Annotated in this window: 25 protein-coding genes; 23 read left to right on the top strand and 2 right to left on the bottom strand. The window is 48.1% G+C overall.

All coding sequences use genetic code 11. The features are described from left to right. Positions 1-137: 137 nt before the first annotated feature. Both HPL003_RS13420 and HPL003_RS13425 read right to left on the bottom strand, forming a co-directional pair. Positions 138-563 carry an ImmA/IrrE family metallo-endopeptidase gene (locus HPL003_RS13420; protein ID WP_014280210.1) on the bottom strand — a complete coding sequence of 142 codons (426 nt, stop codon included), beginning with the start codon at positions 561-563 and terminating at the stop codon, positions 138-140. Between the two features lie 11 nt (positions 564-574). Beyond that, entirely contained in the window at positions 575-1,045 is a 471-nt protein-coding gene (locus tag HPL003_RS13425) for a helix-turn-helix domain-containing protein (protein ID WP_014280211.1), read from the bottom strand. Positions 1,046-1,323: 278 nt separating this feature from the next. On the opposite strand from HPL003_RS13425, the gene HPL003_RS13430 reads away from it, so the two are divergent. The 23 genes from HPL003_RS13430 (at position 1,324) to HPL003_RS13525 (ending at position 19,003) form a co-directional block, all read left to right on the top strand. Further along, positions 1,324-1,800, top strand: a complete 477-nt coding sequence (locus HPL003_RS13430) for an ArpU family phage packaging/lysis transcriptional regulator (RefSeq protein ID WP_014280212.1) — start codon at positions 1,324-1,326, stop codon at positions 1,798-1,800. Between the two features lie 469 nt (positions 1,801-2,269). Further along, positions 2,270-3,133, top strand: a complete 864-nt coding sequence (locus tag HPL003_RS13435) for a hypothetical protein (protein WP_014280213.1) — start codon at positions 2,270-2,272, stop codon at positions 3,131-3,133. Positions 3,134-3,143: 10 nt separating this feature from the next. Beyond that, on the top strand, positions 3,144-3,362 hold the full coding sequence (locus HPL003_RS13440; protein WP_014280214.1) for a YqzN/YkzM domain-containing protein: 219 nt from the start codon (positions 3,144-3,146) through the stop codon (positions 3,360-3,362). Between the two features lie 2 nt (positions 3,363-3,364). Beyond that, positions 3,365-4,831 (top strand): phage tail sheath family protein, encoded by a 1,467-nt coding sequence (locus HPL003_RS13445; protein ID WP_014280215.1) that lies wholly within the window; start codon positions 3,365-3,367, stop codon positions 4,829-4,831. Positions 4,832-4,894: 63 nt separating this feature from the next. Next, entirely contained in the window at positions 4,895-5,302 is a 408-nt protein-coding gene (locus tag HPL003_RS13450; protein WP_014280216.1) for a phage tail tube protein, read from the top strand. A gap of 74 nt (positions 5,303-5,376) precedes the next feature. Further along, positions 5,377-5,811, top strand: a complete 435-nt coding sequence (locus HPL003_RS13455) for a phage tail assembly chaperone (protein WP_014280217.1) — start codon at positions 5,377-5,379, stop codon at positions 5,809-5,811. Positions 5,812-5,834: 23 nt separating this feature from the next. Continuing rightward, entirely contained in the window at positions 5,835-5,966 is a 132-nt protein-coding gene (locus tag HPL003_RS30210) for a hypothetical protein (protein ID WP_014280218.1), read from the top strand. Between the two features lie 21 nt (positions 5,967-5,987). Further along, entirely contained in the window at positions 5,988-8,018 is a 2,031-nt protein-coding gene (locus HPL003_RS13460; protein WP_043922392.1) for a hypothetical protein, read from the top strand. Positions 8,019-8,054: 36 nt separating this feature from the next. Beyond that, positions 8,055-8,696: a LysM peptidoglycan-binding domain-containing protein gene (locus HPL003_RS13465; RefSeq protein WP_014280220.1), complete on the top strand. Its 642-nt coding sequence runs from the start codon at positions 8,055-8,057 to the stop codon at positions 8,694-8,696. After that, complete coding sequence (locus HPL003_RS13470; protein WP_014280221.1) at positions 8,693-9,670, top strand: XkdQ/YqbQ family protein; 978 nt, start codon at positions 8,693-8,695, stop codon at positions 9,668-9,670. Before HPL003_RS13465 ends, HPL003_RS13470 begins: the two co-directional genes overlap by 4 nt. Continuing rightward, the gene (locus HPL003_RS13475; RefSeq protein ID WP_014280222.1) at positions 9,663-10,070 is read left to right on the top strand and encodes a hypothetical protein; all 408 of its coding nucleotides are present in this window, start codon (positions 9,663-9,665) and stop codon (positions 10,068-10,070) included. The genes HPL003_RS13470 and HPL003_RS13475 overlap by 8 nt, the downstream gene beginning before the upstream one ends. Beyond that, positions 10,063-10,521 (top strand): DUF2634 domain-containing protein, encoded by a 459-nt coding sequence (locus HPL003_RS13480; RefSeq protein WP_014280223.1) that lies wholly within the window; start codon positions 10,063-10,065, stop codon positions 10,519-10,521. The genes HPL003_RS13475 and HPL003_RS13480 overlap by 8 nt, the downstream gene beginning before the upstream one ends. Next, entirely contained in the window at positions 10,521-11,672 is a 1,152-nt protein-coding gene (locus HPL003_RS13485; protein WP_014280224.1) for a baseplate J/gp47 family protein, read from the top strand. The genes HPL003_RS13480 and HPL003_RS13485 overlap by 1 nt, the downstream gene beginning before the upstream one ends. A gap of 46 nt (positions 11,673-11,718) precedes the next feature. Next, complete coding sequence (locus tag HPL003_RS13490) at positions 11,719-12,288, top strand: YmfQ family protein (RefSeq protein WP_043922685.1); 570 nt, start codon at positions 11,719-11,721, stop codon at positions 12,286-12,288. A gap of 1 nt (position 12,289) precedes the next feature. Next, positions 12,290-14,851 (top strand): hypothetical protein, encoded by a 2,562-nt coding sequence (locus HPL003_RS13495; RefSeq protein WP_014280226.1) that lies wholly within the window; start codon positions 12,290-12,292, stop codon positions 14,849-14,851. Between the two features lie 12 nt (positions 14,852-14,863). Next, positions 14,864-15,334, top strand: coding sequence for a hypothetical protein (locus tag HPL003_RS13500; RefSeq protein WP_014280227.1), 471 nt, complete (start codon positions 14,864-14,866; stop codon positions 15,332-15,334). Between the two features lie 63 nt (positions 15,335-15,397). Further along, the gene (locus tag HPL003_RS13505; protein WP_014280228.1) at positions 15,398-15,664 is read left to right on the top strand and encodes a hypothetical protein; all 267 of its coding nucleotides are present in this window, start codon (positions 15,398-15,400) and stop codon (positions 15,662-15,664) included. Between the two features lie 42 nt (positions 15,665-15,706). Further along, positions 15,707-15,835: a hypothetical protein gene (locus HPL003_RS30215; protein WP_014280229.1), complete on the top strand. Its 129-nt coding sequence runs from the start codon at positions 15,707-15,709 to the stop codon at positions 15,833-15,835. Further along, a complete protein-coding gene (locus HPL003_RS13510; protein WP_014280230.1) occupies positions 15,828-16,664 on the top strand; it encodes a putative phage tail protein in 837 nt (278 codons plus the stop codon). Before HPL003_RS30215 ends, HPL003_RS13510 begins: the two co-directional genes overlap by 8 nt. 121 nt (positions 16,665-16,785) lie before the next feature. Beyond that, positions 16,786-17,175, top strand: a complete 390-nt coding sequence (locus tag HPL003_RS13515) for a phage tail-collar fiber domain-containing protein (RefSeq protein ID WP_014280231.1) — start codon at positions 16,786-16,788, stop codon at positions 17,173-17,175. 14 nt (positions 17,176-17,189) lie between these two features. Further along, positions 17,190-18,140 carry a phage tail protein gene (locus tag HPL003_RS29750; protein ID WP_014280232.1) on the top strand — a complete coding sequence of 317 codons (951 nt, stop codon included), beginning with the start codon at positions 17,190-17,192 and terminating at the stop codon, positions 18,138-18,140. Between the two features lie 146 nt (positions 18,141-18,286). Continuing rightward, positions 18,287-18,460, top strand: a complete 174-nt coding sequence (locus tag HPL003_RS28880; RefSeq protein WP_014280233.1) for a CD1375 family protein — start codon at positions 18,287-18,289, stop codon at positions 18,458-18,460. A 96-nt stretch (positions 18,461-18,556) separates the two neighbouring features. Then, a complete protein-coding gene (locus HPL003_RS13525; protein WP_014280234.1) occupies positions 18,557-19,003 on the top strand; it encodes a phage holin family protein in 447 nt (148 codons plus the stop codon). Positions 19,004-19,102 lie beyond the last annotated feature (99 nt).

Consider the following 19,102-nt stretch of genomic DNA (forward strand, 5'->3'; position numbering starts at 1 on the left):
ATTTTATCAGAAGATTGTAAAAATAACTTCTATTTTATATTAGGGCACTGAAAATCTTTTTACATATCGGTTGTTAAAGCCATCGGTAAATTACCTATATTGAAGAGGAATCAATAATCGACAATTAAATATGAGAACTAACGTTCCGTTTTTGGGTCAAAAAAAAGGGCAGTCTCCTTGGGCAGACCGATCCGGGATAAATAGTGCTCCTGTGTTTCGTCAGTAAGCGGTGGTTGCCCTTCACTGAGCAATAGTACAGCGAACCGATTGGCTTGCATCTCAAATTTGCCGGGGGAAAAGTAGGAATGCTCCTCCATAAAAAAGCGGCTGACGCCTTTATGAAGTCGGTCATGCCCCAATTCATGCGCACAGACGAATCGTTCCCATTCCGGTGTAAGCCCATTGTGGATGACGATGAATCTTCTGCGTAGCTTGCGGTAATACAGCCCCTTGGTTGTGGGGCCCAGATCGCAGTAACGGATATGGATACCCAGAGCTTCCGCAATATCGAAGGGGGAGTTCGTGCGGTATTTTCGGACGAGTTTGTGAATGAGTTCGTTCATGCGCTCACCTGCTATTCCTGATCACTGCCCGCTGGGGGCGATTTGGGTTTATGCTTGTTCATCTGTTTGGCTTCCCAGAACAGACCTGTCAGCACATCCTTGATCCGTTGACGATCTTCTTTATCCAGTGGAATGCCGTCGAACATCAATTCACCGTCTTCCTCCAGCATTTTTTTAAAATCCCGGCGGTCTTTGGAAGTAGCCCATTCCGGTACGCTGGAATGGTATGACTCGTGTGAATGCTGTTCTACAGAATCATCGTCTCCCCAATATCCGGCGTTCTTCATCATCTCGGTATACGATACGCCGAGCGCGTCCGCTATTTTGCGGAGAGTAGAGGGCTTGGGTACTCCACGCAGCCCGTTTTCAATGCGGGAAATTTGTGAATTGCTGATGCCAGCCGCTTCTGCCAATTGGTTAATGCTCCATTGCTTGTGCTCACGCTGACGCTTTAAGTAGGTTCCAAATGCTGGTTGTTCCACAATGGCGGCTCCCTTCTGCAACAGAATAAAAGATTATTTCCATTATACCATTAGGTAAATAGTAAAAGCACGTAATATGCCAAAAGGCATAGAAAAATAAAGCGAATATCCTGTTTTTGAAGCTATACCGCTTTTTTTGCCGATGGATAGCTATCCTAAATAATGCTATGTTATACTCATAATACGAACAAAAGGGGAACAAATTGTAAACATAAGGGTTGTACGATTTAAAAAATTCATCATTGTCAAAAGGCATAAGATAAGGAGTGTTGCTTTACATGAAAAATAACTTACCCGAATTGGACAGACGCAAAACGCAGAATGCACTGGAGGGGGTATTTGAAAAATATAGGATTTATAAAACCATTACCTTTATGGACCGGGAAAGTTTTATCACTGCTGGCTATACGGATCGCCCGAACGGACCGACGAATGTGACCAGCGATCCAACGGCACGGACAGCCGTATATAATGTAGATGCTCCTGCGGCTCGCTTGGCTTATTGTGAAATGGTGGATGCCGTAGTCGGCCGCTTGAATGAACGCGAACAGCTGCTCATCCGTGAGCGTTATTTAAAGGATGACGATGTGTTCGACTACAAGGTTTACAATTATGTGCTCGACCCGCCAGTGAGCAAGGATACGTATACGAAGCTTCGCACTCGGGCTTTTTACAAAATGGCGCTTGCGCTGGCGGATCAAGGTGTTTTGAATCTGGCAGGCTTACAGAAGGGTACGGATCGAAAATTGGGATAGTGTAATAATTATCCATCTGTTCTCATTTCTAATTTAATATCGTTTCTTAAAAGGCTTTGATTTCCTGCAATAGCGGGGGTTAAGGCCTTTTTTATTGATGAGAACACTTGTTCTCTAAAATCCGCCAAACTTCATCCCTAGTCTCTGCTTTTATCGTCCATTTCCCCAGCAACGCATTCGTTATAAGGGTGTAAGATTATATCATCGGGAATCAAGACAAGAGGACATACCGAAGACACACACAGTCAAACGTTAGCCGGCCACCAGGGCCGGTTTTTTCATGCGGTTGTCGTCCCTGTCGATTCCCGGGAATTGTTTTACAGAAAGGAGGAGTCGTGTTGCCTAAGCAATGGATGCTGCAATGTATGAGGTTGAGGCTGCGCCGGATGAGAACACGGAAGTGGAAAAAAGCTTGGATAAGTAGCCTCTGCATGCGAGTGCAGGATGCGCAAAGGTGGCATGCCGCAGGATGAGACAAGCCTTTAAGCAAAAGCTCATTGAAATTGTTCCAGCGCTTCAAGGGCGCGTATACGATGTTCAGCCACCGTCGCAGACGGCAGAGGAGCCGTATGCCGTTATAGCGCTGGGCGAGGAAATCTGGAAATCTTCCTGGGCTGGATATCGGCAGGTTGTTCGCATCAAGCTGTACGCAGGACAAGCCGGGCTGGCACAGGCCGATGTATGGGCGAACACCCTGATTGCCGGACTGCACCGGGAGCCGGTGACAGGCGAAGGCGAGGACACGTCGGCTTTTACTGCGCACTATTTGGGCGTGCGGGATGCGGAAAAGCTGGACACCGTCACGGGCAAGGCCTATAGAACGCTGCGCTTTGGCGTGTATGTGCCTGAAACGGAAGGTAGTCCAGGGGCCGCCCCGGCAAACGGTATTGCACAGCCGGATGAATGGCTGGCGGCGCTGACCCGCTGGACACAGAAGCAGTTGGGTGAGACGTGGTCGGTGTACGCCGATGCATGGCCCGCACAGCCGGGACGCCACTCGGTGCTATGGCGGCTGAGCGGCTGCGAGACAAGGATGGCGGGAGCCTCCATGTATGAACTCCGCAAACGGTTCATCGGGCACGTTATTGCCCCGGACACTGCTGAAGAGAACCGCACGGCTTCCGCGTTAGTCGAGGGCTTTGGCGCTCAAATTCAGCTTCCTCTGGATCAGGAGAAGGGTCGTTATATATCCACGGCTGAAGCTTCCGCAGATTTGCAGGCGGATGAGATTTTGGACGGTCAGCTCCGGCTGACGCTGATACAGCGGCGTATGCGTCCGGCTGAGGAAGCGGCGTTAATCCGCAGAGTGGAAATTCATCCTATTTTGAAATGAGGTGGTCCGAGTGACCTTGGACAACAACGAGAAAGCCCCGGCAAATGCCGGGCAGGAAGAAAGTGGCCCCCGCTATACGCTGGAGGAGCTTAAGGAGCACGCGGAACAATTGTTTTCCGTGAAGGAAGAAGTGCTGGCAGGCGCATTTTTTGGCGCACAGGACAAGCTGTTCACGGTAGCAGAAGCACACACTAAAATCGAACAATTTATGAAAGCGAAGGTGGACTAATTATGGCAGGCGGAACATGGGAAAACACGAATAAACCGGTATTACCGGGTTTGTATATGAATTTTCAGGCAGCAGCAGCTTCAGCTATTCAAGGCGGCTCGCGCGGTACGGTCGTTGTACCAGTTAAAGCCAACTGGGGTCCTGTACGTGAGTTTGTAGAGATTGGTAGCGAAACGGCGATCAGCCAAATCTTTTCGAATGACAGTCTGGATGGTGCGACAGCGTATTCTACACTGTATCTGGCTCTGCTGGGTGGACCGAAAAAGCTGTTGGCCTACCGTTTGGCAGATGACACGGCTGCTCAAGCAACTGTGACGCTGAAAAGCGGCGGTGAGGCACCAACCGATGTGCTGCGCTTGCAAGCTCTGTACACAGGTAGCCGCGGTAATGGCTTTGCCGTAACTGTACAGCCAACCTTGGGTGACGAGCAAGCCCGTGAGGTGCGTCTCTATGAGGGGACTAAACTGCTGGGCACGTACAAAGGCAGTGACGGTACGGCTGCTTCGATTGCGGAAGCGATGAACAAAAACAGCGAAAACGTATGGGTAAAGGCCGAGGTTGTTGGTAATGGTGGCATTCCGGCGGATGTCAGCGGCGTACACCTCACTGGCGGTAACAGCGGTAATAGTAAGCTGGTTAATGCCGATTACATCGCCATGCAGGAAGCGCTGGAAGGACAGGAATTTAACGTCCTCGCTCTGGATTATGCAGCCGATCTGGCCCTGCTGCAAAGCTTTGCAGCCTGGATCAAGCGTGTCCGGGGCGAAGGCAAAGGCGTAATCGCTGTATTCGGCGGTTCTGCGGCAGATGATGTATCCAAAACCGCTGTCAGCTTGGCTTCTGCCCGTTCTCTGGCGCTCAACCATGAAGGTATTGTGAACGTGGGTACTGGCGTGCGTCTGGCAGGTGCGGATTACAGCTCCGCTCAAACGGCTGCTTATGTAGCCGGACTGATTGCAGGCCAACGTCTGAACCAATCCGCAACCTATGCGGTGACGCCTTTTGAGGATGTAACCCGCCGCTGGACACGCTCCGAACAGGAGCAGGCTGTCCGCAATGGTGTCTTCCTGCTGTTCTTCGACGGCCGTCAGGTCAAAGCGTTGCGCGGTATCAACAGCTTGGTGAACCCGGCTGCTGGGCAAAACAACGCATGGAAGAAAATCCGTTCCATCCGCGTCATGGATGCTATTAACGCTGACTTGCAGCGTGCAGCCGAAGAGACTTACATTGGCAAAATCAACAACACCGTGGAAGGCCGTCTGGCACTCATCGGTGCGATCAAGGAATACCTGGCACAGCTTTCGCTGAGCAATGTTATTGAGGCGGATGGCTACGATGTCATTCTCGATCCGGCTTACTATGGCGATGCTCCAGTCATCAAACCGGAGCCAGACCAAGTGTTCCTGCAATGGAATGTGAAGCTGACCGACGTGATGGAGCAGTTGTTCGGTACATTTTACGTGCAATAAGAAGGCCGCGGGAAAATAGAAATTCCAAACTATATTATGGATCATTTTGAGGAGGAAAAATAAATGTTGGATGCTTCAAGAGTCATTTTAGGTACGTATGGTCAGGCGCATGTGGACGGGGTATGGCAGACGAATATCAATAAGCTGGAAGCCAGTGTGGAAATGGAAAAACGAGAGCTGAATCTCGTCGGCAACGACTGGAAGGTACACAAACGCGGTATTAAAAAAGGAACGGGCACGATGAGTGGCTACAAGGTGACGTCCGATATGATTCGTCGTGGTTTCAGTCGTTTTGAAATTATCACTAAATTGGATGACCCTGAAGCCTTTGGACATGAGAGCATTCGTCTTATTCGTTGCACTCCTGACAAAATTCAGCTTGCCAACTGGACAGCTGGCGAGGAAGTACAGGAAGAAACGACCTTTACCTTTGAAGGTTATGAGCTGCTTGATCCGATTGTAGCGAACTAATATGAATACGGGGGATGGGATGCCACAAGGTGTTCCGTTCCTCAATACAAATTGATAATAAGGGAGAATGACTTATGAGCTTGAATGAAAATATGACAGAAGAACAAATTTTGGACAGTCTGTTTGAAGCCGCTGAAAAATTGCCGGAGGAAACGGTGCGTATCAAGCGCCTCGATATGAAAATTGTGCTGCATGGCCTGACCTCCAGCAAAGTGGACAGCATCCGTGAGCGTTGTACGGTTCGTCGAACCGTGAAGGGCGCAGTGGATGAAAAGGTAGATACCGAGACGTTCAACGCTCTGTTGATTTCGGAGGCTACTGGAAAATTGGAAGTGAAGGGCTTGTCCCTTAGCGGCTGGGGCGATCCCCGGATTACGAGCCGTTTGAAGCTGTCCGGTGGCGAACAGTCTGTCCGCCGTATGCTGTTGGCAGGTGAGCTGGATGCCGTAGGTGACAAAGTGCTGGAACTGTCCGGTTTTGGCGTGGAAATTGCTGATCTAAAAAACTAATCAACTCCGGGGGAATGACGACGATGCTGTACCACTTGTGGGTTCGGCACCACCTCCGTCCCGGAGACTTTTGGCAGTTTCCCCGTGGTGAGCGCATGCTGCTGCTGGCGTTTGCTGAACAGGAAATGGATAGCATGGCAGCTTCAAAAGCATAAACAAGGAGGTGAAGATGATATATGGCAGAAGCATTAAATTACCGTATGAATCTCGTGATTGATCCTAAAAACGTCATTAAGGCGAACCGTGAATTGCGCGCGATGGAACGCTATTTTGAGCGGATTCAAGGACGTGTTATGAAAATAGGCCGCACCCGCATGGCCCCGGAAATCGTGTTGAACGATATGGCCTCCAAAGGCTTGGATAATTTGTTGAACAAGATTAACCGGGTCAAATCCCAGATTATTAACGCCTCGGGGAACGTGAATGTGAAAGTGAGTAGCAGTAGCAGTATGTCCATTGACGGAGTCAGTGGTCTTGTAACAGCTTTGCAAAATAACACGAAAGCACTTAGAGGTAACACTGGTTCAAATTTACTTAAAGAAGATAAGCTAGCTAAAGCAGAAGACGATAAGAAACTTCCTGCTTGGGCTGAGGCGCTGCAAAAGTATAATGAACCTGCTAAGGTTGTCCAAGAAGTATACAAAGGGGTTACCGGTGAGGATTTAAGTGTTCAAACAATTTTTAAAATACCTGAAGGAATTTCAAAAACAAGAGAAAAGTTGGCAGATACAAAAAAAGCATGGAGTGAAGGCGGAGCAATAAACGGACTGAAAACTCTCTTTTCTTCAAAAAAAGAAGAGGTAGCTGAAGGAAACACGGAAGGTGCGACAGGTAATACCGATCTTTCGGAGATTAAAGAATTAATTAAAAAATTAATTCAAGTTACCTCTGATAAATCTACTGGTGGTTTTGGCGGTGGTGCTGGCCCAGGAAGAAGAAACAAACGTACCGGGGGCAGAAGGTCTGGGAATAGAGGCGGTGGCCGTCGATCCTCGGGTGGTCAAGGAGATTTTAATTCAAGAGCCGGAGAGATTGCAAGGATTAATACTAGAGATCGGAACTCAACACGAGGAAACAGAAGCGGACGACAAAGCGCCGCAGGCCCTGCAGAGTCCAATCCCCGGATTAATCCTAACCGAAGAGTTCCAAGTCCAAGAAATAATCCGAGAAATTCTGGTAATCGTCGCTCTTCCAAGTCGGGTGGTATTCTTAGCTTTGCAGGCGACTTGCTAACTGGCGGAACAGACATAGACGCTTCCTCTGTTCTGGATATGGTAAAAGATAGCGGATTAGTTGAAAAAGTGAGTAAAGGTCTTGGTGTAAGCAAAAAGTTCATTAGTGGGCCTTTGGGGGTTCTGGCAGATGCAGCAAGCATAGCTACATCAGCTCCGGGTAAGGAACGCGCACAAGCGATTGGTTCCACTGTAGGTGGGGCGGTTGGGAGTACGGTAGGCGGAGCAATAGGAACATTTTTGCTTCCAGGTGTTGGTACTGCTGTTGGTTCATATGTAGGCGGTTTAGCAGGCGACTTTTTAGGGGGCAAAGTGGGCGGTTGGATTTCAGACCATGGCTCTGAAATTAAGGAAAAGGCATCCAAAGTAACAGGTTGGCTCTCTGAAAAGAGTGAAGCCTTTGGTGATAGTATCTCAAACTTCTTCTCCTTTGGCGGTAAAGATGAGCCTAAGAAAACCCCGGCGAAGCCAGCCGAAGTACCCAAGCCTGCGACACCACCTCAATCCACTACACCTGTAACGACGACTAAGCCATTAACACCTATGCCAGCTTTTCCGGGATTACCGCCCGGCTCTCAAGTGATGTATGGGCCTGGACAGCCAGCCTTAAACGGCGCTGCTAATCCATATGGTCCGATGGCTATTGCTAATCGTGGCGTAAATCCAAACCCAATGCTCAATACTGCGGCTCATGCGAACAACGGAGCCAAAGCGAAAGGCAAAGCCAATGGTAATCCGACTCCTCAAGTGGTACAAATCAGCCCGGAACAAATGGGAACATTGTCCGGTTTTTTGAAGGATTTTAAAACAGAAACCACAAACCAGTTCAATCTTCCTGCGGGGGCCGTACAGGTCACTGTGCATGAAAACAAGTTGGATGTGGACGGACTTATTACGCAAATTGGCTACCGTCTCAAAGCTGAAATTCTGCGGGCAACGCAGAACACCAAGCCTGGGGGCGCTGGAGCCATGTAATACAGTGGTACGGTAACAGGGGGAAGGAGGAAAGAGATGGAATTTAGTTTAACGGATGGCAAGGGATTTAAGTTTATTTTTCCGGTGAATCCCGAGGAAGTGACAATCTCACGGCAAAAGGGTTTTGATACGACGACGATTTTATCCTATGGGGAGTTTGATTTTCCACAGGGGGAGAAGGTGAAGGAAATCTCCTTCTCCTCTTTTTTTCCCAAGGAGTACGATGAATCGTATTGCAAATATAAAGATTTACCTGATCCGCAAGAGGCCATGAACACGTTGAATGGTTTTTTGCTGTCCCAAAAGCCTTTACGCTTCATTATTTCAGAGACGGCTGTAAATGTACCCGTAATTGTAGCTTCTCATAATTCAACCTTTCGGGGCGGGGAATATGGGGACGTGAATTTTGATCTTTCGCTGCGGACCTGGAGTGAAATGAAGGTATCCAGAAAAGCAGGCAGTGGGAAGAAGTCTGCTACGGTCAACAAAAAGCCCCGCACGGATATGAAAGAAAAGAAGAAAACCTACACGGTTAAATCGGGGGATTCCTTGTCCAAAATTGCCAAGCTGGAGCTGGGGGACAGTTCACAATGGAGTCGTATTTATCAGCTTAACAAAAAGGTCATTGGTCAAAATCCGAATGCGATTAAACCGGGGCAAAAGCTGGTGCTGTCATGAGCTATAAAGTTATTTTACAGGATAAATATGATTTGTCGCCACTCGTGGAGAGCATTAATTTGAGAGATTCGCTGGAGCAAATCGCCTATCAGGGCACAGTAAATCTGGTCGTTACGCCGGATTTGCCGCCCATTTCTCCAGGGATGTCGATTCGGGTTAGTGGCATTCCGTATGGCAAAAAAGATTATGTCCCCTTGCTGTCTCCAGCGGTTATTTGGGAAGTGGAAACCTCCAACAATGGACTCAAGCGTATGACGCTGACGTTATATGATCGCACGGTGTATTTGGACAAGTCGGAGGATGAATATTTGCTCCCTGCCAAACAGACGGCTACTCAGCGTTTTCAGAAATATGCTAGGGACTGGAAGTTGAAAATCGCTTCATTGCCAGATACGAAAAAGACGCTGGGACGCGCCGTATACCGGACACAGTCCATCTATTCCATGATGCTGGGAGATCTGCGTGAAACGGCAAAAGCGGGTGGCAAGCTGTATCATCCACGGATGATTACCTCTGGTTTGGAGCTATACGAGTTGGGGACAAACAAAGATGTGTATGTTTTGGAGAGAGTGACCGATACGACACAATCCCGTACGCTGGAAGGCGCGGCCACGAGGGTGAAGGTACTGGCTACGGCTGCCAGTGAAACGGGCAATGAAGTTCCCTCCAAGGTAATGGCACTTGAGGAAAAGGATATTGCCAAGTACGGCACACTTCAGGTGATCGTGCAGGATGATGAGGTGAAATCGGGTGCGGCGGCACGTGAGTTGGCCAAAAGTAAGCTGAGAGGCATACAACAAACGATATCGGTAAATGCGCCAGATATGAACACGATTCGTGCAGGAGACGCGGTGATGCTAGGTGCCATGAAGCTGCTGGTGATTTCAGTGAGCAGGGAATTGGGCAACCCTGGCAGCATGTCGCTGGAGCTGGGCACGTATGACGATGTAAAAAGGAGGTTTTACCTTGAATAAGGACCCCTACGGGCATTTGGCGACCGCGCTGCAATCTTCATTTCACAAGCATACCAAGCAAGCGCTGAGTGGAGTGGGCGCGGTACTGGGCACGATTACCTCCACGGGACTCAAGCTGGACGATTTTAAACATGAGCTTCAGGATTATTTGGTCGCTGAGCTGCCGGGATTGCTGTCTGTACCGCGTCATATGTACAAGGGAACCTCAACCGCAGTAGAGTCGGAGAATTGGGAGGGCAAAGAGCTGAAAACTTCCTTTTATATCGGGGAGGACGAGTTGGAGGATGTGAATCTGAGCCTGAACGAAGGACTTAAGCCCGGAGATCGTGTACTTGCGGTTCGGGTGAACAGTGGCAACGATGTGGTTGTTGTGTGCAAGGTGGTGAGTGGACGTGGCTAATTTATTTCCCGAAACGGATGATATGATCTGGACGGATATTACCGATCCGGATGTGCTGGAGGATAACCGGGCGGTATTTGGGCGAAGCTGGCGGTTTGATTTTGAAACCGGGGAGTTTGTCATGAGCCCTAGCCGTAAAATAGTGACTACAGGTGAAAAAGAAGCCTGGGTACAGTGGTGTGAGAAAGCAATTCGTACCCCCCGCTACCGTCACGTCATCTATTCTCCCGACTATGGTAGCGAGCTGGAGGAACTCATCGGCAGCAGCTATGGGCATGGTGTGCAGGAAAGTGAAATCAAGCGCATGGTCACCGAAGCATTGCTTGCAGATGCTCGCACGGCTAGTGTGGATCAGTTCACGTTTAGCTGGGAAGGTGAGGCATGCCATTTTAGCTGCCAAATTATGAATGTGCGGGATGAAACGGAAATTGTAGAAAGTGTGGTGATCTAATGGCAGACTTGCCGGAGTATTTGGTAGACCAGACGGAAGAGGAAATTTTGAGTCGTATGCTGGAAAAAGTGCCTTCGGACATTGATAAGTCCGAGGGTTCTTTTATTTGGGATGCGCAGGCACCGGTAGCGTTTATGCTCTCCGAAGCGGCGATCTGGGCGCAGGAGCTGCTAAGACGTGGCTTTGCCAGCACAGCAGCTAGCGATAACCCGGATTTTCGCTCGCCGGAGCTGGATCTGCGAACAGCAGAGCATGGAGTGACACGGCGGGAAGCGGTTGCTGCCTCAGGTATGGTCACATTCACAGGCACAGCGGGAACAACCGTCCCGGCGGGAACGTTGGTGGCGACCCCGGCAGATGATGTATCGGGGGAAGCCTCCATTGAGTATGCGACCACGGCAGCGGTCACGCTGGATGAGCAGGGTAAAGGAGAAGCGGCAATTCGGGCAGTCAATCCCGGTCGCAGCGGTAACGTACCTGCGGGCGTCATTCAGGTGATGGCGAGCCCGGTGAATGGTGTTTCCTCCGTTATCAATACTGAGGAGACTAAAAGTGGCACGGACATTGAGAGCGACCAGCTGTTGCTGGAGCGTTTTTATGCCAAGGTGCGGAACCAGGGCACGAGCGGCAACAAGGCGCAGTATACGCAGTGGGCGAATGAAATTGCTGGAGTAGGCGGTGTGGAGGTTGTTCCGCTGTGGAAAGGGCCGGGTACGGTGGCTTTATATGTGCTGGACACGGATAAACGTGCTGCCAGTCCGGATATCGTCGCTGCTGTGCAGAAGTATATCGATCCGACTCAGGATGGGCAAGGTGAAGGATTGGCACCAGCGGGTCCTGTAGTGACAATCATGCCTGCAAAAGAGGTGGAAATTAACATCTCGGTCAAGGTACAGCGTACCAAGGAGAAGCCGTCCACCCTGGATGAAATCAAGAAGCTGATCGAAAGCGGTGTGCGGAATTATTTGAAGCAGCTTGCTTTTTACAAGGAAGACCCGTTGGTACGGTATACCCGGATTGCTGCTGTTTTGCTGGATATTCCGATTATTATTGATTTCTCTGAGCTCAAAATCAACGGACAGAGCAATCAGAATATTGAGATTGGATCAGGTCAGGTGGCGGTGCTGGGGACGGTGAGCGTCAGTGAGTAATGATGGATTGAACCGTAGTGTCAGCTCGTTCTTTTCTGGTCGAGCTATGGGAGAGGATATTCAAATGAGCAGCTTGCGGGGACGCGAGCTGTTTTCCTATTTACCCGCCTACTATGAAATTTCCCGTGTGATGCGCTCCGATATGGATGCGAAGGGTAGTGAACTGGATTCCTTGTATCTGGCGATGGATGCGACGGTGGCTCAGTTTTTCGTCCGTACCGCTACCTGGGGATTGGAACGCTGGGAAACGGAACTGGGTATCGAAACCGACCTGGCGAAGCCATTGGACCAACGGCGCGCGGTGGTGGAATCGAAGCTGCGAGGAGCAGGGACTTTTTCCGGCCGACTTGTCAAAAATGTAGCTGAAGCATATGACGGCGGTACGGTAGATGTTACTTTTCATCCCGCTGAATGGGGATTTACGGTCAAATTTATCGATACCATCGGGATTCCGCCCAACGTGGATGACCTGAAGGCAGCCATCGAGGAGATCAAGCCGGCTCACATGGCGGTTGAATACAAACTACGCTACCTGACCATTGCTGAAGTTGAATCTATGACCAACTATGAAAATGAACATACAACACAGGATAGATATTTAGGAGGTGGCGCATAACATGGCAAGTGAAAAAACACCAAATCTAGGCTTAAATCAAATTGACCGTACATCGCCCAAAACAACGTATTTTGATCTGGAGAAGTATTTGGATCAAAACTGGCGCGCTGTAGATAATTTTGCAGGTGGCGTGAATGATGGTGTGGATGCGATCAAGAAGCGTCTGGATACGACGGAACGTAAGGCGGTAACTCTGGAACCAGGGGTGCAGATTGTTCATGCGGAAAAGGCTGCGCCCTTTTCGCTTACAGGGCTGAGCGGGCGTACGTTGGTGAACTTGTTGGGGCGTGATGGAAACTGTGAAGCTACGACAGGCTGGAATGTGACAGGTACACTAGAGGTCGACACTGCCGAGAGAACAAGTGGCGCAAACTCAATTAAAGTCTCACTAAACGCCGCATCGGGGAATATAAACAGGGCCGTAAACACAGTTTCCGGTAAAATGTATGTACTTTTGGCTGATTTGAAAAATGGATCTACATCACGCGCTTATGTATCTGTTAACGGTGTTGCAAACGGTAACGATGTAGCTGGTACTGCATTTGGCACGTCATTCCTACGGTTCACAGCTACGTCGACATCTCACGTCGTTGCTGCTGTGGGATCGGGCGTAAGTGGAAACGTATTTAACGTTGATAGCTTCCGCCTTTATGAAGTCAGCGGCGACGAATACACAGCACTCGCCAGTATGACCGCCGATCAGGTTGCTGCGAAATATCCATACGTAGATAGCGTAGCGCCTGTACGTAATCCGTATGTTATTCGGCATGGTGAAAACCTGTTGCCGAACTTTTATGAATGGACAAAAACAGGGCATACAGTACTCACCTCTGATGCATATACTACAAGTGGGACACTTGTTTCGGGAGATAACGGGACGGACGCCTACATGGTTTACTACCTTGACGCTATTCCGAACCAGGAATATACTTTGACAAATTCAGCAGATAGTACTGGGTTTATGCGGATATCAACATTCGATAAAAACGCGGTGCGACTACAGGGAATGTTCGTAAAGCCTGGGGAGTCTAGTACTATTAAGCTGAGCCCCTCAGCGGTACGCATGGGTGTAAACATATCAGGGGTTACCTCCTATACTGATGAATTTGATGTAAACCAATGGACATGGACTGCTGGAACTGTACGTAATTTTAAAAGACCTATGCTCAATATCGGCAGTACCGCTAAACCATTCAAGCCGCGTGAGGATTCCATCCTTGCTTTACAAACAGACTTGTATGCTGATCCAGTTACAGGGACTAATGCTGATACAGTGTTCGAACGTGATGGTCAATACTTCAAGTCGAAGAAGTGGCTAGGCATGGCGCTTGATGGAAACCAGCCTTGGTTACTCAGTTCTGGTTTTACGGGGTATAAGGAGGTTCGTCTATCAATTGCACCTGAGGCTACCGAAAACTCATATGCGTATAAGTTCGACGGCAAGATATTGACTAATCGCAAAGGGACAGCGGTTAGTAGCGGAGATCGATTTTCAATGAACGCAAACGGGAACGTTTACCTATCCATTTCCAACACCGATAGTGGATGGGGAGACAGTTACACACCTACAGTGGACGAGATTAAGGCGTATTTTATAGGCTGGAACATGTATTATTGGAACGGTACGTCTGCAGAGATTTTTAACAATCAAGGACCTAAGAGTTGGAGAAAGATCAACGATCATGGATCAACAACTTCGGTATTACCGACAACGCAAATAGACCCAGGGTTGAGTAAAGACGGTAGGGCTGTATATTGGGAACCGTATCGACTCGTATACCAACTCGTAGCCCCTACAGTCGAACCTATTGTTAGCGAAGGGCAGCTAATGCTTACTGATGGAGACAATCAGGTAGAAATCGGTTCGGGGATTGTGCTGCGGGAACGAGCGTCAGTCTTTGAATATAATAATACGGCCTTTATTGGGGCTAAAGCGCATGTTACCAGCTATTTGAGTACCCCATCGAGAAAAATTCTAGGCGTCTATGCTAATGGTCGAAAAGATTCGAAATGGAGACTTACTACTGCCTATGATTGGGCTTACGCTGAGACTCCAGCCACTAATTATGATAAAACAATAACCTATACGATTTCATTTTTAACTCTAGCTCAGTCACCTGTAGTCCCAATCATAGGTTCATACGCAATCAACGAAAAGACGCTGCTGCTTGATTTGGTAGATAGCGTACAGCAGAATACGGCGCGGGTGTCGGTGCTGGAGAACAAAAAATCCGATAAGGATAACCCTGCCTGGATTACACCAACATTGCTAAATGGATGGTCTTCCTCAAGGTTCGGAGTCCTTAAAACGAGCAATGGTATAGTGTTTTTCCGAGACGCTATCACAGGAGGAGTTACAGCCCCTGCCACAATAGCTTTTACCCTTCCTAAAGGATACAGGCCCTCCACCAGAACAGAGATAAGGGTGAGGTCTAGCGCAGGCGGAGGAGTTGAGTCGAACAACTCCACTGTCATAATAAACGTAGACGGCACTGTGCAGGTTCAAAACACCATATATACGGCTGTGTGGCTGGACGGGGTATCGTTCATAGCCGAACAATAAGGAGGAAAACATATGAAATTAGTACCTAAAGTAAATACAGACGGCCTCTATCTGGAGGACGAGTTGGTGGACGATGCCTTTTCGGGCGTCGTCCCTTTTTATATTCATTCTTCGCTCACACTATCTGATACAGATCAGCAGCTTGACACCTATCAAGTTACTTCCGGTAGTTCGAGTGCTACAGACGAAGCGAATTCAGAACCTGTCCCCGCTGGTTATACCATCGGTATTCCTATACCATCAGGATTATATCATCCTCGTTTTGACATCCGGGGCTGGTTGGCCTATGAAGCAGAATATGGCGAAAAGCTGATGCAACGAGACCCAACAACATTCTGGGGTGAAGGGTTAAGTGATGAAGCGATTCAGGAATTGACACAAAAAACGGAACAACAGCCAAGTGAGGAAGATCAATTGAAGCAGCGTATAGCTGATCTCGAAGTGATGCTAACTCAGCTCATGCTTGGTAGTACAGGAAAATAACTTGTACTGACTGCTGCTATATACAGCGGCAAGAATTTATATAAAAGAGGTGAAGTCATAACCATGGCAGCTTTAACAGAGGCTCAATTGCGTATTTGTGCTCATGCTTGCATTACCCGCTATGATCGGGGAGAGGATGCCATAGCGACGATCATCGGCAGCTACGTTTTGGATGAACAACAGCGTGACAAGTTAATGGAAATTATTTTATCCAAACGTTCTGATCTGGTGCCGGGTAACGTAGAAGATTCGTCATCTCTAGTTGTTTCGAATAAACAGGAAGAAACGGTTAAATGGTATAGCTCTATTTTCCGCAAGAAAACAGTGTAGAGAATAGAGCAAAAACAGCCTGAACCCAAAGGGGGAACGAGCATGTGTAAAAGAATGAATCCGACCATGACTGATCGTTCCGAGCTGAAAATGAATAGATGGAGTAATCAGCATAAAAGAATTCAATTTGGTCTAGCGACGGTGCTAGGGATGGTGAACGTCGATGTATAGTGATGGATCGAACAATAATCAACTCGATATCCAGAGTGTAATGGAGGATAACCAAAGTCAAAGGAGTAGTTTACGGGGACGCGAGCTATTCTCCTATCTACCGGCCTATTACGAAGCTTCCCGTGTAATGCAAACTGATATGGATGCAAAAGGTAGTGAATTGGATGCTCTATATTTTGCATTGGATGAGACACTAGCCCAGTTTTTTGTTCGCACTTCTACATGGGCGCTGGATCGCTGGGAGAATGAACTTGGTATTCCTACTGATTTGAAAAAGCCGCTGGAGCAGAGACGTTCGGTCGTAGAATCGAAGCTCCGTGGGAGCGGCAAATTTTCGGAAGATTTGATACGGAAAATCATCGACTCATTTGGTGTATATGGAGAAGTAGATTTTTACCCGACCAAATATAAGTTTGGTATAAGCTTCGAAAACCGTATCCCTGAAAATATGGCTGATTTCAAAAAGATCATTGAGGATATTAAGCCTGCTCACCTTGCTTTTTACATGAATAACAAGACTAGGCTTGTATTTCCTCATGAGAATAAAATCGTTTCTCGTATTCGATTACGTTCGCGAGTTCGCTTTTTTGGTGGACAACCTTGGTACTTGGATGGCGTTGAGTTACTGAACGGAGTAGCTTCATTGTCTGGGTGGACTGGGGAACGTCTGCGTTATTTGAATCGTACGAAACTATCCATGTTGCATCGCGAGGACAATCGTCAGGAAGGCAACGTAAAGATTCGGAATCATTACTGGAAATTTGATGGAAGTATGAAGCTCGATGGTACCCGGCTTTTAAGTTCAACCGAGACGATTATTTCAACGTAGAGCACTTACTAATATGTGGTACTCATTGGCAAGAGGGTGAAAACTTGCAACATAGTTGCCCCATAATAAATGGATTAGACAAGGGTAAACGTTAATTTTTATGAGAGAAAGGATGTTAGTCATGGCAGAACAAGTTTTAACAGTCACGACCGCTTATGCAAGGGGACAAATGGCGCGTGCCCGCGCTGAAGGTGGTTCGCTAACTAAAGTGGTGAAGATGGCATTTGGTAGCGGAGGTGTGGATCAAGCAGGTAAGCCGCTACCTTTGGAAGGAACGGAACAGTCATTGAAAAAAGAACTAATCCAAAAGGATATTACCAGTTTTGAATTCATTGCTCCTGCGACAATCCGCTATATCTGCTCACTGGAGGAAGCTGAATTGGCTGGTGAAACGATTAATGAGCTTGCTTTGGTGGATTCGGCTGGTAAGCTGACGGCTGTTCGTACGATGAGCAATAAGACCAAGGATGCTGACATGGAGTTTATTTTTGAAATTGATGATATTTATTAAGGAGGATGAGTCTTATGGCGATAAAACAACCACGTAGATTTGTGACAACGGATCAGGGACATGCGGATGTTCTGAATGTACCGATTGATACGCTTTATGCAAATGATCAACAATTGGCCGCACAGGTCGAAAGCATCAAAAAAGACCCGGCCGGGAACGGTGTTGCTTCCAAGGAAGCGTTGGACAATCACGCCAGCAATTCAGATCTCCATGTTACAGCAGCCAAGCAAGCGGCATGGACTTCAGCTGAAGCCAACGCCAAACAGTATACGAGGGATTATGCAGCACCCAAGGCGCATACGCACCCTGCATCGGATTTACCATCTGCTTCTACGCAGGCTAGAGGGATTGTGCAGCTCGACACTTCTGTAAGCAGTGGAGCTATAGATCGGGCAGCTACACCGAGCGCCACCAAACAGGCATATGACCGGGCAAATGAGGCATACAGCCGGGCAGACCAAGCTTTTACGCAAGCCGTTGATCTTAAAAATAAAATCGTAGGCGCGATCAACGGCAAGTTCGGAGGCGCCAGTCCCGACATGAGCGGCGACCAGTTAGCGGCAGCAATTACAAATGCACCTATAGTAAAATATGCCGAAGGAACAATAGCTCGGAGTGGGAATATAAGTGTAAATAATGGCTATGATATTGATCTGCCTGCCACAGTAACCGTATCATACGTGTTGCCGACCGCGTTTGCTATAAGTAAAGTATTTATCCGTTTGAATGGTTATGCGCATTTTAGCGTTTCCGGCGGGTGGTCTAGCCGATGGATGCCTGGAGGCTACATCATCGCAACAGTTGGTAGCAATGGAAGCTTATCAAACGATATCGGCACCTATACTGTAAACATAAATTCAAGCAATCTACTTACAATTACTATGAGTATGGGGTCAGGAACCCTAACAGGTGCAAGGGCAAGGTACTATACGCTAGATAACATCCCTTGGTGGGCAATCGGATAAAGGGAGATGTGATGGAATCAACGGCTGACGACGGCTTTGGATTTTATCCTCAATTAAAAGGGCTAGCTAGGCAGCAGGTAGGTGTTTTGCAGTTGGAATATGGACTCTATTTTTAGTCTGTCCTGACTCATGAGGGAAGTGGTATCATGAATGAACAAATGCGAAAATCCTGTGCAACCCAATTTGTACATCTTATCCTTGCTGGCAGCCTTACTATCGAAGACGTTCCAACAGCATTGCAGGAACTCGTTAAGGCTGATCTTAAAGAAGCAGTGCCAGTTACACAGGCGGCAGAACGAGCAACAGCGCAAAATATTTAACCAGCACGCCCACGCAACAGAGCGTGTCTTTTTGTGCCCTTGATTACCTCAAGGGGGCATTCATTTTACACCTTGTATCAAAAAGGGGGAACAAGCATGCATGAAAAGGTCGATCAGATTTGGCTGGGGTTTTCCACGGGGACCTTGATCGGTTATTTTTTCGGGGGGTGGACGATGATGTTGACGTTGTTGTTATGGATGGTCATTATTGATTTTTTTACTGGCTGGGCGGCGGCCTGGATTAATGGATCATTGAAAAGCCGAGAGGGCTATTACGGTATTTTTCGCAAGGTCACGGTGTTTTTGATGATTACGGTAGCTCATCTGATCGACGGTATTCTCGGGGATGCACATTATTTCCGGGATGCCGTTGTTTTCTTTTATTTGGCAAATGAACTATTGTCGATTATTGAAAATGTAGGCAGGATGGGTGTGCCGATGCCGGATATTTTACGGAATGCGGTGGCGATTTTTGAGAGCAAGTCGAGTGGGACAAAGATAAAGCAAAAAGACTCCTCCGACAAAGGAAATAAAGCTTCATAAGGGGAGCAGAATGCACCTCTGCCCCATTTTCAGCATCGAGGTGGAAAAGTCCGGACCGCTTCAACGGTCCAAGCATAATTATAACAGTAACATCATCGG

The organism is Paenibacillus terrae HPL-003 (assembly GCF_000235585.1).
In the GTDB taxonomy this organism is placed as follows: Bacteria; Bacillota; Bacilli; order Paenibacillales; family Paenibacillaceae; genus Paenibacillus; species Paenibacillus terrae_B.